This is a genomic window from Bacillus sp. 22190 (genome assembly GCF_052045575.1).
Lineage (GTDB): Bacteria > Bacillota > Bacilli > Bacillales > Bacillaceae > Bacillus > Bacillus altitudinis.
On record NZ_JBQEPF010000017.1, the window covers coordinates 1 to 14,471 of the forward strand.

A 14,471-nucleotide genomic window follows, 5' to 3' on the forward strand; every position below is an offset into this window, starting at 1 on the left:
GGTGATCGATCTAGACATCACGAAATTGTATGCAATATTAAAAGAAAAAAGGCTAGATTCAATGCAAATTACCTGAAGACAAAAGGTATTCTCATGGAAATCTAGAAGGTGAAGGCAGACTGAAATGAGTCTGCCTTTTAGTTTTGTGATGATAAAGACATGTGCCAAAGGTTTATTGATGTACAATGGTTCTTTTTGCGGTTTCTTTTCGGTGTCTTGTAAATTTCTGTATGTCATAATAAATGTAATATAAGGCAATCTTGTGGAAGGGGAGTAAGGGGATGGAGAAGGTCCTTTCTTCACATGTTGGTGTGAAAATAAATGAATGGTATAAAATGATTCGTTAATTTAGTGTTTCAGATGCAGAGATTTTGAAAGCTGAGGTAGAACAAGAAATTGAACGAATGGAAGAAGACCAGGATTTACTGATTTACTATCAATTGATGTGCTTTCGTCATCAGCTTATGCTTGATTATATTAAACCCTCAGAGCAGCGCTCTTTATCCATAGCAGACTTAGTAGATAAAATAGAAAACTCCAACCATAAATTGTCCGGCATGCTGCAGTATTACAACGCGTTTTTTCGTGGAATGTATGAGTTCAGTATAAAAGAATATGTACAGGCCATTCAATATTACAAGATCGCTGAGCGGCAGCTCGCACTGGTTGTCGATGATATTGAGCAAGCGGAGTTTCACTTCAAGGTGGCTGAAGCCTACTATATTATGAAACAAACTCATGTTTCTATGCATCACATCATAAAGGCGCTTGAAATATACGATCAGTATGAGTTATACAAGATTAGAAAAGTTCAATGCTTATTTGTAATAGCAGGAAATTATGATGATTTTAAGCAGTATGAAAAATCATTAATACATCTGAATAAAGCCTATTCCATCGCTGAAGAAATAGCGGATAAAAGGTTGATTGCCAAGGCACTTTTAAATATAGGAAACAATTATGAAAAAAAACAAGATTATGCAAAGGCTATCCAATATTATCAAGAGTCTCTTGAAATATCAGAAGATGGTGTGGACGATGTAAAATCGGTCATATATGTTAACCTCTGTTGGGCACTATATAAGACAGGAGAAAATGATGAAGCATCCAAATTAGTGGATAAAGCTTTGGAACTTGTCTCTCATAAAGAGAACCCGCACGAAATTTTATTAATACGTTCTATAAGAACAACATATGAAAGTAATGATGAGGAAGAGATTCAAGCTATGCTACAGGCATTTGAAGAAAAGCAGTTGTTTGTTTTCGTAGAAGAATTCACTAAAAACCTTGCAGTGATTCATGAAAAAAGAGGAAAGTTTGAGAAAGCAACAGAATATTACAGGAAGGCATTTCAAGCCCAACATAATATTCAAAAAGGAGAGTGTCTTTATGAGTGTTAAAAAAATGATTGTTATAAGCTCTATTATCCTTCTAGGTGCAGGTGTATATGAAGCATCTAGCTTGATTAAACCAGCATCAAATCGGAATACAACAATGGAGGAGTCGAATAGAAATACAACTTTCATTCCACAAAAAATCGATCGAAACACGACAATGATCAATCGAAATACAATTTCTCAAAACGTATAGGCAAAATTAAAACAGACCATACAGGGTCTGTTTTTTTATGGGGACAGATTGGGGACGAACCTTTTCAGTAAACACACATTTTTTATCAGAATGGCTCATCATAGAACCTTATTAAATCAGTCTTTTTCAGGGAAGAACAAAGTAAAACCCCTGACTTTTATGGCTAGGGGATTTTTTCTGAGAACTTTCTTCAAATGTTAATCACAAAAAAACAAAGGCACCACAAGTGAGAAGTGTAACGCCAAGAGATACCAAACTGATAAGTGGCGTAATAGTTCGCATTAATTCCGCTTCGACATTCACTACTAAAACCAGCTTTCTCAATTTCTTTCTCTTGCAAAATGCCCACTATCTTAAAAAAACCTGCATTTTTGTTGTAATTGCAATAAAAATATTTTATTCTTACTAGTATAAGACCTTATAAATGCTTCACCTGGTTCAGACTAATATCAGAAAAGGATTGATAAACAATGCATATAAAAAAAATAACAACTGAAAATGACTTACAAGTTGCTCTTAATATTAGAAAGTCGGTCTTTATTGATGAACAGCAAGTACCTGAGTCTGAAGAATTTGATCAATTTGACACTCTTCAGGAACAATGTCAGCATGTCTTGGTATGCCATGACAATGAACCTGTCGGCACAGGTCGGGTGCGTATTGTGGATGGTACAGGTAAATTGGAACGAATTTGCATCCTAAAACCTTATCGTAAGTACGGTTTAGGCAAAGTGATTATCAGAGAACTGGAAAAAATCATGCAAGAAAAAGGAATTACAAAGATAAAGCTGCATGGACAAACACAAGCAGAAGGTTTTTATAAAAAACTTGGTTTTCAAACTGCTTCAGATGAATTTATGGAAGACGGGATTCTGCACGTTTTAATGATAAAAGAATTATCTTTAAGTAGAGATCATGTCTAATAAAAAAAAGTATGTTTCTTACGGTTTAGGTGTACTCGTATTAAGTTTAGGAATTTCATTAACAATACAATCAGGACTAGGTGCTTCCCCATTTGATGCCCTTTTAGTTGGCCTTTCCAAAGAATTTGGTCTTACCGTAGGGAGCTGGGAGGTCTTGATTTCTATCATCATCTTAATTTGCAATTCTATATTAGTGAGAAAAAAACCTGTTTTTTTAGGTTTGATTACAGCGTTCGTGACTGGAATCGGTATTGATCTGTGGTTACTCCTCATCAAATATGTCATTGATACAAGCACGTGGTTTAGCAAACTGACTTGCTTTGGAGCTGGTTTGATATTCATTGGTCTTGGAACAGCCGTATATCTTCAAACAAAATTCGCATCAACACCAATTGATCATTTAACACTCATTCTTCGAGATATTTCAAAAAGAACCATCGCATTTTCGAGAACAATATTATATGCATTTTTCTTCATATTAGCTTTTATATGCAAAGGACCTATCGGTGTTGGAACCATATTAACTATTTGTTTCGGAGGCATCATTCTTCACTTTTTCATGCCTATTGTTAACCGTCGGTTATTATCAAATTGATGATTTGGCTGGGTACGATAAAACAATGGAAAAGCTTCAGCAGCAGTAAGGGTAGAAGTGAATAGAGGATAGCACTCAAAATGACAAATTCTATATTGACAGTGGAGAAATATATATGGCACTAGAACCCTTCACGTTAGGGAAGATTACTTACGAAGAGTTGCTGGAGGCTTTATCATAAACAAAGCTCATGGTAGACTTTGAATGGACAGAAACATGACATAACTCTTGAAAGGATGATTGTGGTGGTGAAAACAGATAAAGTCTCCTCCTGAATACATGAAATAACATTCAGGAGGAGATAAAAAATGTTTAAACAAATAGATGAAAATTATCCGAGAAAAGAGCACTTTCATCATTATATGACGGTAACCCGATGCTCATATAGTCTGGTGATCGATCTAGACATCACAAAATTGTATGCAATATTAAAAGAAAAAAGGCTAAAAGTATATCCTGTGCAAATTTATTTGTTAGCAAGAGCTGTGCAAAAATTACCGGAATTTCGGATGGATCAAGTGAACGATGAACTTGGTTACTGGGAGATTCTCCATCCTAGTTATACGATTTTAAATAAAGAAACAAAGACGTTTTCAAGTATTTGGACGCCTTATGATGAAAACTTTGCTCGGTTTTATAAAAGCTGTGTAGCGGACATGGACACTTACAGCAAAAGCAGCAGCCTATTTCCGAAACCTCATATGCCAGAAAACATGTTCAATATTTCAAGCCTGCCGTGGATTGATTTTACTTCTTTTAACCTTAATGTATCTACAGATATAACTTATTTACTGCCAATATTTACGATAGGCAAGTTTAAGGTGGAAGAAGGAAAAATCATTCTGCCCGTTGCGATTCAAGTACATCATGCTGTTTGTGATGGCTATCATGTCGGTCAATATGTTGAATATTTGAGATGGCTTATAGAACATTGTGAAGAGTGGTTAGATTCATTGGATATGTCCTGAATGTCAGGAGTGATTTGCAAGAGGTGTTCCCGTGGAATTTAAAAGATAGCTTAAAGCAGACTTAAATGAGTCTGCTTTTTTGTTTTTTGATGAAAATTTAAACGTGACAAGTAGCTATTAATGGCAATAAAGATTTGTTTCTCATTTATTTTTGCGGTTTCTTTTCGGTGTTTTGTAAATTCTATCATGTGATAATAAATGGAATATAAGGGAACTTAATGAATTGTGAGTAGGGGATGTAGAAAATTTCAGCTTGAAACTGTTTTCAAGAGTAGGCCTGAAAAGTGATTTGTGATGATTCTGAGTATATTTAAGCTTCTAAGTCAATTAAAGATAGGTGATAAACTACGTAGTAATGGAATATAGAACGTTAATTCAACCATAGCAATTCATTATGCTGCTAGGGTTTACAGGAAATATGGTTTCGATTTTGATAAATATTAAACAAGTTATGGTTTATGACAACGTAAAAAAGATTAACAAATTAAATAACAGCCCAACAAAAGGTTAAATAAAATTTTGAAATTATTAAAACAAAATCAATGCGGAATACAACAATCAAAGAACAACAAAAAACATGTCGAAACACGACGATGATTGCTCGACGCACAGCATCTCAAAATGTATAAAACATATGAAAACAGACCTTAAGGAGGTCTGTTTTCATATTGGCTTCAGTCAAAATCATCATGAACATGAGGAAGATGTAAGTGTTGTATGCACTTTTGTTGTGCACAACATTTTATGTCAAGCCTCAAGGTTGTGTAAATAACCATCAAGATAAAAAGACATTGTATTCATCACATCTGTTTTAAAATCTCGTTTAAATTCATGCAAATTATGATTTTCAATAATAGTAATGACTTCATCTGGTAAAGTGGCAGTGAGTTTGCATCCAGTGATAATCGCTGCTTCAGCTTGAAAAATATCCATCACTTGCGCCTCATTGATCACATCATTTGAACAAAGTAAGTCTGTCATTTCCGTTAGCTTTTGAAATAATAACAGTTTTGATTGAAGCATGGTATCAGAGTCGATGTTTCTTTCCAAAACAGACGTGCGAATGGCTTCTAATCTAATGTACATAGGATTTTTATCAATGATTTCTTCCAATTCTTTCAGAAAAAGTTGTTTGATATCCTGAAGGTTTTTGATCTGTGTTTCAGAAATAATTTCAATGAAGCGTTCTAGTCTCTTTACATATTCCCGGCATAATAGTTGGAAGAAAAGAGCTTCTTTTGTTTTGAAATAAACAAATAGTATGCCCTTTGATAGCTTCGTTTCTTTGGCGATATCTGACATTTTGATTTGGTTATATTCATGTGTCTCAAAAAGCGCTGCTGCTTTATCTAAAATCGCTTGAGCTCTTAGAGCCTTCGCTTCATCTGTCATCGCTCGTTTCATTATTTTCAACCTCCATTTCAAAGGTAATTTTGATTTGGAGTCAGACAAAGAGATATTTAGGGGAGCAAGTGATTAGCTGAATCTTTTAATGATTTTGTCAAACGTACGATCACCCAGGAGATTTTTCATAAACACCATAGGTTTAGCACCAAACCCAACCAAATAGCGCGTTTTAGGTTTCGTTACAGTGACAGCTTTCACAATTGTATTTGCAATGACATCTGGTTTTGTTAAATTACTTCCTGAATACGTTTTTACCATATTATCTGCTGATTTGTTGGCAGCTTCTTTATAAGCTCCTTTTGCTGAAGCAGTTTTAAGTTTTTCTGCTGCAATGACGCCCCAATCGGTTGCGATCCCGCCAGGTTCCACAACAATCACATCAATACCAAATGGTTCAACTTCTAACCGTAAGCAATCAGAAAAACCTTCTACTGCAAATTTTGTAGCGTGATACCATGCGCCAAATGATGTCCACACTTTACCACCCATAGAAGAAATATTGACGATCTTTCCATAGTTGTTTTGTCTCATATTAGGCAGAACAAGCTGCGTCATTCTGGCCAGTCCAAACAGGTTGACTTCTACTTGTCTTCGAGCTTCTTCCATAGATACATCCTCCACCGCACCATATGAGCCATAGCCCGCATTATTGACAAGCACGTCGATTCTTCCTTCTTTGTCCAAAATCTCACGTACACAGTTTACCATAGACTCTTCATCAGTGACATCAAGTGAAATGGTGTGAATTCCTTGAGAGATGAGATCCTCCATCATTTCTTTTCGACGAGCAGCACCATAAACAATAAAACCTTTCTTATTTAATTCAATTGCTGTGGACTTTCCAATACCTGCTGATGCACCTGTGATAAGAGCAACTTTTTTACTCATTCGTTCTTCCTCCTTTTGATGACCTTTGGTCAATTATATTTGACTTATGGTCAATTATAAATGACTGACGGTCAACTGTAAAGGGGAATATGAAGATGTTTTATCATTTGTTTTAATGGTCGAATTTATGACCATGAAACGCTTTAAGAGTACAAAAAAGGTGTTTAATACTTTGACCGCCAATGGCCGGAGGATCTGGTGGTCATTTTAAAAATATGAATGATATACTTATCTCAATAAATACTGGGAGGCATCCATTTTGAATTTGAAATCATTCTGGGAGAAAGATGAAGAGAGTCCTTTTACGTTAGAAAAGATAGATGAGGAACAAATTCGTGAAGCAGAGGGAACACTTGGAGTCACTTTACCCGATACATACAAAAAACTCATTTTAGAATGGAATGGTGGTTTTACAGTTCGTAATGCTTTTCCAACCGAACGGCCGAATTCATGGGCAGAGGATCATGTTCAATTCGATCATCTAAGAGGAATCGCTAAAGATGATGGAATTATGAATAGTGTTCAGTTAAGTGATGAATTGGAGCTACCAGAGGGATTTGTTTTCATCAGCGGGGAAGAAGATACATGGATTGCCATGGATTATCGAGAAACGAAGGAACATCCTCCTATTCACTATTTCGATTTAGAGCTGGAAGTAGATTTTAAGCTGGCAGATAGTTTCGATGAATTTGTTAAGCGGTTATATACAGCTGGCGACGCCATGGTTGAAGTAATAGAGATTGAGGAGGAAGCTTCGGATTTATATATCAGTAAAGAAGAGCTTGAACACATTTTTGAGAGAGGAGACCTTCGTCAGCAGAATCTCTTCAAAATGGCACATTATCCGATGGAAGACATTGAAGAGATCGCATGGTTTTTCTTGCGCATGAAACAGTGCATCAAACAGATAAAAGATCAACATGTCTTGTATGAAACAGCTACTGCTATTCACTCCAACCTTCTGTTAAACCCAGATATGCCAAGGAATGACCGTATTAATCAAGAGCTGCAAGAAATTGCTGAATTTCTAGAAAATAGTGAAGATCCGAATACCGCCTTTTTGGGAGAGGACATTCATCCAGTGAAAAAACGATAGTGAAAGATGAAAAGCCCTTTCTAGGGCTTTTCGAAAGTAGTTTATGATCTCTTTTTATTTAAAATTTTCATAATGAATAATGCTATATATGAAGCAATGAATGAGCCTAAAGTGTAAACAACAGCCCAGCCAAAGAAAGAGACATTGAAAAGTGTAAATGTCAGAATGAGCAAAATGATAAAGCTCACAATTGGCATGAAATAAACCTTTTGTACAAACAATGTGACGATAAAAGAAGCGATGATCATACTGACTGGAAGCAAGCCGAATGCGAATTCTAAATGAGTCATATCCATTCTCCTTTTAAATGACTTAGCTACATTTGATTTGTTCTCATTGTCTCTCTTACACTCAAAATTCATAGTACATCGGGTTTTTGAGTTTAATAAATTATATTAGACAGAAGAATCAATAACCATATCATAACACATAAAAATGAAATTATTTCATTTTATGTAATTTAAAGGGTTTTTGATGATTTTAAATCTTTCTTTTTGTCATCTTATTGAAAGTCATATTTAAATAAAGTATAGTAAATTTATATGATATAGAGGAGGATGGTTAAAAATGATGCATGCAGGAAGATTACGCCAGAAAACTTTGAATCAGTAATTTCATATGTTCAAAGGCTCTGTTTTCATCAAACGGAGTAAACGGGGTAGTCTGCACATTTTTAATGATCTTCAGCGGGAAAGTATGCAATTTCACTAGAAAAGAGGCAGCTAATCGGTCTGTCTTTTTTTGTATGTTTTTTATGATGCAAAGAAAGGCATATGTCTAGCTTTGTTTACTCTGACCACATAAAGTAGCCTGTTTGTGGGTTTTGTGATGATATTCTTGATGCCTATTGATCATGACTAAATGAACAATTGGAGGATTGGATATGAATAGACTGGAATTAAAGCAGTTAGTCAAACATCACGGATTAGAGATTTTAGAGAATACCATCAAAATAAATGAATCAGGTGTGGATTTCCGTGTCGCTCACGTCGAAGATTTACATGGTGATCAATGGATAATAAGAATGCCTCGCAGACCTGAATCAATGAAACATACCTTACAAGAAAAAAAGACATTAGATTACATTAGTAATCAGGTTCACTTTCAGGTTCCTAAGTGGTCTATCTTTACAGAAAGTCTGATTGCTTATAAACAATTAGAGGGGGTACCGGCGGCTAGTATTGATGTGGAACAGCAATCTTATGAGTGGAGATTTGACCAAACGAATGTACCGCAAGCTTATTATGAATCATTAGGAAGAGTTTGAGCGAATGTACATTCCTTAGATCAACAGCCTTTTAAAACGATCGGTGTGGACATGCTCAGTGCTCATGAATTAAGAGGATCAATGAAACAGCGAATGGAACGTGTCAAATCGCAATACACCATTAACAGCGGTTTATGGGAGCGCTGGCAAGAATGGCTAGCTAAAGATTCTTTATGGCCGCCTTTTGTAGGAGTGAAGCATGGAGATTTGCATCCTGGTCACATTCTGATTGATGAAAATCAATGTGTTACCGGTGTGATTGATTGGTCTGAAGTGGGGGTTGGTGATGTATCTGCAGACTTTTTGTCGCATCAACTTCTCTTTGGGAAAGAAGGATTAACGAAACTTATCCATGCGTATGAAAAAGCAGGCGGGAGAACTTGGTCAGGAATGGATGAACATATAATAGAACTTCTGACGACAAGTGCGATCACTGTGGCCGAGTACGCACAGAGATCAGGATTGAAAGATATGTATGAAACGGCAGCATACATGTTGGCAAACGAAAGCTAATCAATCAGAACAAATCCAAAAAAAGCCCCTAAAAAGGGCTTTTTTTAATCTAATTCATGAAAAAACTGTTTGAGTTGATCAATGAAAACGGATTTGGATTTTCCTTTTTTATAAATGAACTCAATATTGATGTTGAAATTGATAGATGGCTCAATTGAAATTTGTTTTAGTGTTCCTTGTTCTACTTCATTTCTAACACAATGATGAGGAAGAAACGATAGTCCCATTCCTTGTAGCACTAAATTTTTTGCAGTTTCCATATGATCAACCTCAATGGAAATGTTCGGTGTGATGTTGTTTTTTTGAAATAATCGGTGGAGCATCAACCAATCAAATGACCCATAGTCAAAGAAAATAAAAGGTTGTTCTTCTAGTTCATTCATATTGATGTTGCCTAGGCTGGCAAGCGGGTGATGAGTTGGGACGAACAGCCCGATTGGATCGCTGAAAATCGGGATTGATTCAATTTGAGGATGTGTTTCAGTCCTGACAATGCCAAAGTCTACTTGGTTGTTAATCACTTTTTGGACAACATCCTTTGAATGTCCTGTTACAATTTTCACTTTCAGATTTTCGTATTTTTCTTTTAGGGCGGGCAATATGTTAGGCAATAGATTATTGGAAATAGAGGATGCGCATCCAATCGTCAATTCATAAGGGAGCATCGTTTGTTTGAGACTATGCTTTGCTTCTTGATAAGAATGGAGAATCTTTTTGGCATGCGGGTAAAACTGTTCATCTTTTTCCGTCAGAGATAGTTTATTTCTCTGTCTATCAAATAATTTCAGGTCTAATTCTTTTTCTAACGATTGAATACGTGCCGATACAGAAGGCTGGGTTAAATACAATGCTTCTGCAGCTTTATTGATACTGCCTAGCTGGCATACATAAATAAACGCTTCTATATTCTCAATATTCATGTTATCCCCTTATATGACGTTCTTTAAATGTTTAGTTTTTCAAGCTCATACACTAATTTTACAGCTTCTTTCGCCAAAATGACAGTAGGGTCAATCACTTTCACAGCTTTGGTTGACCTTAGAACTAAAGGAATTTCTGTACAGCCGGCAATGATGGCTTCTGCTCCTTGATTGATTAAAATTTCTGCAGCTAACGCCAGTTCACTTTCGCCTTTACTCAATTTCCCTGCTTTCACGGCATAAATCCCATTCATCACACTTTTCTGAAGATTTTCACTAGGAGTCATGACATCAATCTTGTGATGGGCACAAGCTTTTTGATAGAGCTGGGTTTTTAATGTGCCATCAGTACATAGTAAGCCCACAGACGTATAGTGATGTTTGTTCAGGTGCTTTGCGGTTTCTAATGGCATATTCATGATAGGGATATGAGTGGATTGTTGTACGTTTTCTAAAAAGAAGTGAGCGGTATTGCATGCAATCAGAATAAAGTCCGCTCCTGCGCGCTCTAATCTTTTAGCTGATGCAATCATATATTCTGTAGGATCTTCGCCTTTCCCAAATATGGCATTGGTTCTATCAGGGATTTGCGGATCATTATCAGCAATCACATGGAGATGATCCTGATCTTTTATCGCTGGTGTATGAGAAATGATTTTTTTCATCAGATCAATCGTCGCTAAAGGGCCCATACCACCCATAATACCAATTGTTGTAGACATGCATATCACCACATTTCATTTTTTTCTATTATAAAAAAAGAAAGGATGGTGAGTGTTATAGAAAAGTTCTATTTGTATATAGAAGGTTGATTAAAAGCACCTTTTATTTTCTTCTTTATCTGTTTTGCGGTATGAGTTGCAATCTAATCAAAAAACATTAGAATAAAGAAAAATTGATAAAGGAGCAACCATATGAATTTCAATTTGGATGAAGCTTTAGATATGTTGAGTCGAACTCCTCGTACAGTAGAAAGTCTTTTGTCAGGTTTATCGAAGGATTGGCTTCACAGTCGTGAAGGGGAGGGAACGTGGAATCCCGTTGAAGTCATTGAACATTTGATTGAAGCAGAGAAATTCAACTGGATTCCTCGATTAAATGTCATTCTTGCTGATGGAGAGAATGCCCCATTTCCTGCATTTGACCGCTACTCCCATTTGAATCAAACTGAAAGACAGATAGAACAAGCACTAGCGGAGTTTCATCATGTGCGGATGGAGAATGTGGCATACATTCAGCGTATGACACATTCAAGTCTTGATCTAGAGAAAAAGGGCGTCCATCCAGAATTCGGCGTCGTGCAAGTGAGCGAATTACTTTCTGCGTGGGTTGTCCATGATTTCACCCATATCTCCCAAATTGTTCGGGTCATGGCGGAACGATATCGAACCGATGTGGGTCCGTGGAGCGCTTATTTAGGGATTTTGAATAGGAAATAAATGTTTAATGACGCTTCGCGGCCCACTCAGATTGAAGAATGGCATATTGATATTCATCGACCCAATGTCCCTTCGACATATAATTTTGCAGCAAATGTCCTTCGCGTCTCATGTCTAAACGTTCCAGCACTCGAATGGATTTTTCGTTGCGTACATCTGTAAAGGCAATGATTTTATGCTTGTTCAGTGTAGTGAAAATATATTCGATCATTGAATTCAAGGCTTCATGAATATAGCCCTTTCCTTGAAATTCAGGCGCGAGTGTAAATCCTATTTCAACGATTCTAGGCTCGCTGCCGAGTGTATGAATGGCGCAATCTCCTATCAGCTGATTGGATTCAGATAAGGCAATCGCGTATTGAAACCACGTCCCTGGTTGATTAGGTTGTTGCGTCATTTGGTGTTGAACAAATGATTCAGCGTCTTCGTGCGTGTAGTTTTCCCAGGATTGAAATGTGGCAATAGAGGGGTTTGATCGGTATTGATAAAATGCTTCAATATCCTGCTGATCAAACTGACGAATCACGACCCGGTTTGTTCTTGTAAATATGCTGTTTGCATTCTTCATGTGTTACCCTCACTTTTTAGTTTGTTCTTGATTTGAAAAAGTCTATTAGCCATTCAGATAGCTGTTTTTGCGCTTTGGTCACAAATCGATCGGCATAATACGTTAATTCAAGATGCCGAACAGGAGCAGGGGCAGAAATAGGGATAGAGACAATATTAGGCCATGCTGAATGTTGCTTTAACAGCCCTCTTGGCTGGATGGTGGCGCCGATCCCGGCTTCAACCAACTGCAATAGTGAAGTGGCAGACCCAACATCCATGACCGTGTCCAATTCAAAACCGTGTTCTTTACATACGTCATCGACCAAATCTCTTCCTAGATAGCCTTTTGGATACATGACCAGTGCATGCTTTGTCAGCTCTTTTAGCGTCACTTCACGCCTTTTTGCCAGTTCACTGTCTGAATGAACAAACAATTCGTAGGGCTCATCGCCAAGTGGTATTTGAATCAGTCGTTTATCCGCAGGCCCGCGCAGCCCAATTCCGATATCGACTTTATGTGAGAGCACCTCGTCACGAACAAAGATGGTCGAAAAAGCCTTTAGGTTGATCTCTGGATACAGCGTTTTAAATTCTACAAAAAGCGGAACAAGCTGAAAGTCAAGATCAGAGGGAAGGACGGCAAGCCGAACGGTACCCCGCTGTTCAGATAACAGTTCTTTCATGGCATTTTTTGCATCTCGTTCAGCCTGAAGCATTTTCATGCCATATTGATAAAGAAGCGTACCAGCTTCAGTTGCAACTACTTTTTTACCGATTCGGTCAAAGAGCGGCATCCCAACTTCAGCCTCAAGCAGCTGAATCTGTTGGCTTAATGTAGGCTGTGATATACCTAGTTGCTCTGCAGCCTTTGTGAAATGTAAATGATCGAATACAGCCATAAAATAGGTAATGTGACGAGTATCCATATGCCATCCTTTCATTAATGATAGTATTTTCCTATCATCATAATACGAATTATTGTATTGATCAATGAATGAAGCGGATTTATACTCATAGTAACCTCAACAAGATGAGAGAGGAAGAAGAGTATTGATAAAAAAAATATTTTATTTAGCTGCTTTATTTTTAGCTGCCTTAAACTTGCGCCCAATCATTACATCCGTGGCTTCTATGATGAGCATGATTCAATCAGACCTTGGCGTTAGTGCACTCACGGCAAGTCTTTTAACCACTTTGCCGGTCTTGTGCATGGGAGTGTTTGCCCCTGTAGCAACGAAACTAAGCCGCCGGTTTGGATTAGAGAGAACTCTTTTTTTCTCGATTTTTCTTATCACAATTGCGACTGGACTGCGTGGTACAAGTCAAACGGTTACCATCCTTCTCATGACTGCTTTTGCAGGAGGAGTTGGAATTAGTTTTGCCGGACCATTGTTGTCTAGTTTTATTAAAAAGTATTTTCCGAAAAGTCCTGGGATTGTCAGTGTGTACTCTATATCGATGACAGTTGGCGCTGCACTTGCTTCGGGCTTGACCATTCCGATTTACCTTCGCAGTGAGCATAACCTTCCACTTGCGTTAGCCTGTTGGGCGGTTTTAGGCGTGATTGCACTGATTTTATGGCTCGGTCTAGCTCGTAAAAACCAACAAGCAGATCATGCAGATGTGCCGCTGAGATTACCGCTGCGAAACAAAAAAGCCATTCAATTCACCTTGTTCTTTGGCTTTATGTCTAGCATGTTCTATTCGTTAACAGCGTGGATTTCACCCATTGCGCTTGATTTTGGGAATAGTCCGCAGTATGCCGCCATGCTGCTTACGATATTTACGCTCATTCAGATTCCGGTGGCATTACTTGTTCCAGCAATCGTTAATCGTCTAGGAAAGCCGAAATTATTTCTGATCTTATGCAGTTTGTCAGAGCTGATTGGCCTCATATTCCTTCTACTGCCAATGCCGATCCTGCCAGCTGTTATTTTTCTAGGGATTGGAGCAGGTGGATTATTTCCTTTGGCGCTTATGCTGCCTATTATTGAAACGCGTACACCAGAAGAAGCCGGTACATGGTCCGCGATGTCACAGATGGGCGGGTACATCATGGGAGGATTTGGTCCATTTTTAATCGGTTTGATTTTCGATATCAGCGGACATTTTCAAGCTGCTATTGTCGCAATGCTCGCCATCGTGATGCTGATGATTGGCGTTCAGTTATCGATGAAGTTAGGAAAAAAACGTGAAGAGGTATCCAATTAAAGATCAATATACCGCTGCTTTTATATCATGACTCAATTTAAATCGCCATAGCCTATTCCTAAGTAGGCTATGGCGATTATTTTGCTCAATCTTTAAAAGATGCAC

General features: G+C 37.5%; 14 protein-coding genes and 2 pseudogenes. 9 read left to right on the top strand and 7 right to left on the bottom strand.

Features of this window, described 5'->3' with window-relative positions:
• Window positions 1–281: 281 nt before the first annotated feature.
• The 5 genes and pseudogenes from ACTJKA_RS17180 (at window position 282) to catA (ending at window position 4,076) form a co-directional block, all read left to right on the top strand.
• Window positions 282–1,400, top strand: a pseudogene (locus tag ACTJKA_RS17180) (tetratricopeptide repeat protein).
• Window positions 1,390–1,590, top strand: a complete 201-nt coding sequence (locus ACTJKA_RS17185; RefSeq protein ID WP_008348369.1) for a hypothetical protein — start codon at window positions 1,390–1,392, stop codon at window positions 1,588–1,590. The pseudogene ACTJKA_RS17180 and the gene ACTJKA_RS17185 overlap by 11 nt, the downstream one beginning before the upstream one ends.
• A 470-nt stretch (window positions 1,591–2,060) precedes the next feature.
• Complete coding sequence (locus ACTJKA_RS17190) at window positions 2,061–2,513, top strand: GNAT family N-acetyltransferase (RefSeq protein ID WP_046343304.1); 453 nt, start codon at window positions 2,061–2,063, stop codon at window positions 2,511–2,513.
• The gene (locus ACTJKA_RS17195; RefSeq protein ID WP_007498941.1) at window positions 2,506–3,108 is read left to right on the top strand and encodes a YczE/YyaS/YitT family protein; all 603 of its coding nucleotides are present in this window, start codon (window positions 2,506–2,508) and stop codon (window positions 3,106–3,108) included. The genes ACTJKA_RS17190 and ACTJKA_RS17195 overlap by 8 nt, the downstream gene beginning before the upstream one ends.
• A 308-nt stretch (window positions 3,109–3,416) precedes the next feature.
• Window positions 3,417–4,076 carry a type A chloramphenicol O-acetyltransferase gene (gene catA / locus ACTJKA_RS17200; RefSeq protein ID WP_008348362.1) on the top strand — a complete coding sequence of 220 codons (660 nt, stop codon included), beginning with the start codon at window positions 3,417–3,419 and terminating at the stop codon, window positions 4,074–4,076.
• Between the two features lie 747 nt (window positions 4,077–4,823).
• Here catA and ACTJKA_RS17205 read toward each other — a convergent pair.
• Both ACTJKA_RS17205 and ACTJKA_RS17210 read right to left on the bottom strand, forming a co-directional pair.
• Window positions 4,824–5,480 carry a TetR/AcrR family transcriptional regulator gene (locus ACTJKA_RS17205; RefSeq protein ID WP_060832251.1) on the bottom strand — a complete coding sequence of 219 codons (657 nt, stop codon included), beginning with the start codon at window positions 5,478–5,480 and terminating at the stop codon, window positions 4,824–4,826.
• 72 nt (window positions 5,481–5,552) lie between these two features.
• On the bottom strand, window positions 5,553–6,371 hold the full coding sequence (locus tag ACTJKA_RS17210; RefSeq protein ID WP_008348355.1) for an oxidoreductase: 819 nt from the start codon (window positions 6,369–6,371) through the stop codon (window positions 5,553–5,555).
• A gap of 265 nt (window positions 6,372–6,636) precedes the next feature.
• Between ACTJKA_RS17210 and ACTJKA_RS17215 the strand changes: the two genes are divergently transcribed.
• Window positions 6,637–7,467 carry an SMI1/KNR4 family protein gene (locus tag ACTJKA_RS17215; protein ID WP_182489225.1) on the top strand — a complete coding sequence of 277 codons (831 nt, stop codon included), beginning with the start codon at window positions 6,637–6,639 and terminating at the stop codon, window positions 7,465–7,467.
• A gap of 41 nt (window positions 7,468–7,508) precedes the next feature.
• On the opposite strand, the gene ACTJKA_RS17220 is transcribed toward ACTJKA_RS17215, so the two are convergent.
• On the bottom strand, window positions 7,509–7,757 hold the full coding sequence (locus ACTJKA_RS17220) for a DUF2651 family protein (RefSeq protein WP_035392368.1): 249 nt from the start codon (window positions 7,755–7,757) through the stop codon (window positions 7,509–7,511).
• A 593-nt stretch (window positions 7,758–8,350) separates the two neighbouring features.
• On the opposite strand from ACTJKA_RS17220, the pseudogene ACTJKA_RS17225 reads away from it, so the two are divergent.
• Window positions 8,351–9,247: pseudogene (locus ACTJKA_RS17225) on the top strand (macrolide 2'-phosphotransferase).
• A gap of 44 nt (window positions 9,248–9,291) precedes the next feature.
• On the opposite strand, the gene ACTJKA_RS17230 reads toward ACTJKA_RS17225, so the two are convergent.
• Entirely contained in the window at window positions 9,292–10,167 is an 876-nt protein-coding gene (locus tag ACTJKA_RS17230; protein ID WP_440607864.1) for a LysR substrate-binding domain-containing protein, read from the bottom strand.
• A 23-nt stretch (window positions 10,168–10,190) separates the two neighbouring features.
• Window positions 10,191–10,889, bottom strand: a complete 699-nt coding sequence (locus ACTJKA_RS17235) for an aspartate/glutamate racemase family protein (protein WP_035392360.1) — start codon at window positions 10,887–10,889, stop codon at window positions 10,191–10,193.
• 192 nt (window positions 10,890–11,081) lie between these two features.
• On the opposite strand from ACTJKA_RS17235, the gene ACTJKA_RS17240 reads away from it, so the two are divergent.
• Window positions 11,082–11,606, top strand: coding sequence for a DinB family protein (locus tag ACTJKA_RS17240; protein ID WP_046527478.1), 525 nt, complete (start codon window positions 11,082–11,084; stop codon window positions 11,604–11,606).
• A 4-nt stretch (window positions 11,607–11,610) separates the two neighbouring features.
• On the opposite strand, the gene ACTJKA_RS17245 is transcribed toward ACTJKA_RS17240, so the two are convergent.
• Window positions 11,611–12,174, bottom strand: coding sequence for a GNAT family N-acetyltransferase (locus ACTJKA_RS17245; protein WP_035700391.1), 564 nt, complete (start codon window positions 12,172–12,174; stop codon window positions 11,611–11,613).
• A gap of 16 nt (window positions 12,175–12,190) precedes the next feature.
• Complete coding sequence (locus ACTJKA_RS17250) at window positions 12,191–13,096, bottom strand: LysR family transcriptional regulator (RefSeq protein ID WP_019743043.1); 906 nt, start codon at window positions 13,094–13,096, stop codon at window positions 12,191–12,193.
• A 109-nt stretch (window positions 13,097–13,205) separates the two neighbouring features.
• Between ACTJKA_RS17250 and ACTJKA_RS17255 the strand changes: the two genes are divergently transcribed.
• Complete coding sequence (locus ACTJKA_RS17255; RefSeq protein ID WP_412055006.1) at window positions 13,206–14,366, top strand: MFS transporter; 1,161 nt, start codon at window positions 13,206–13,208, stop codon at window positions 14,364–14,366.
• Window positions 14,367–14,471: the final 105 nt, after the last annotated feature.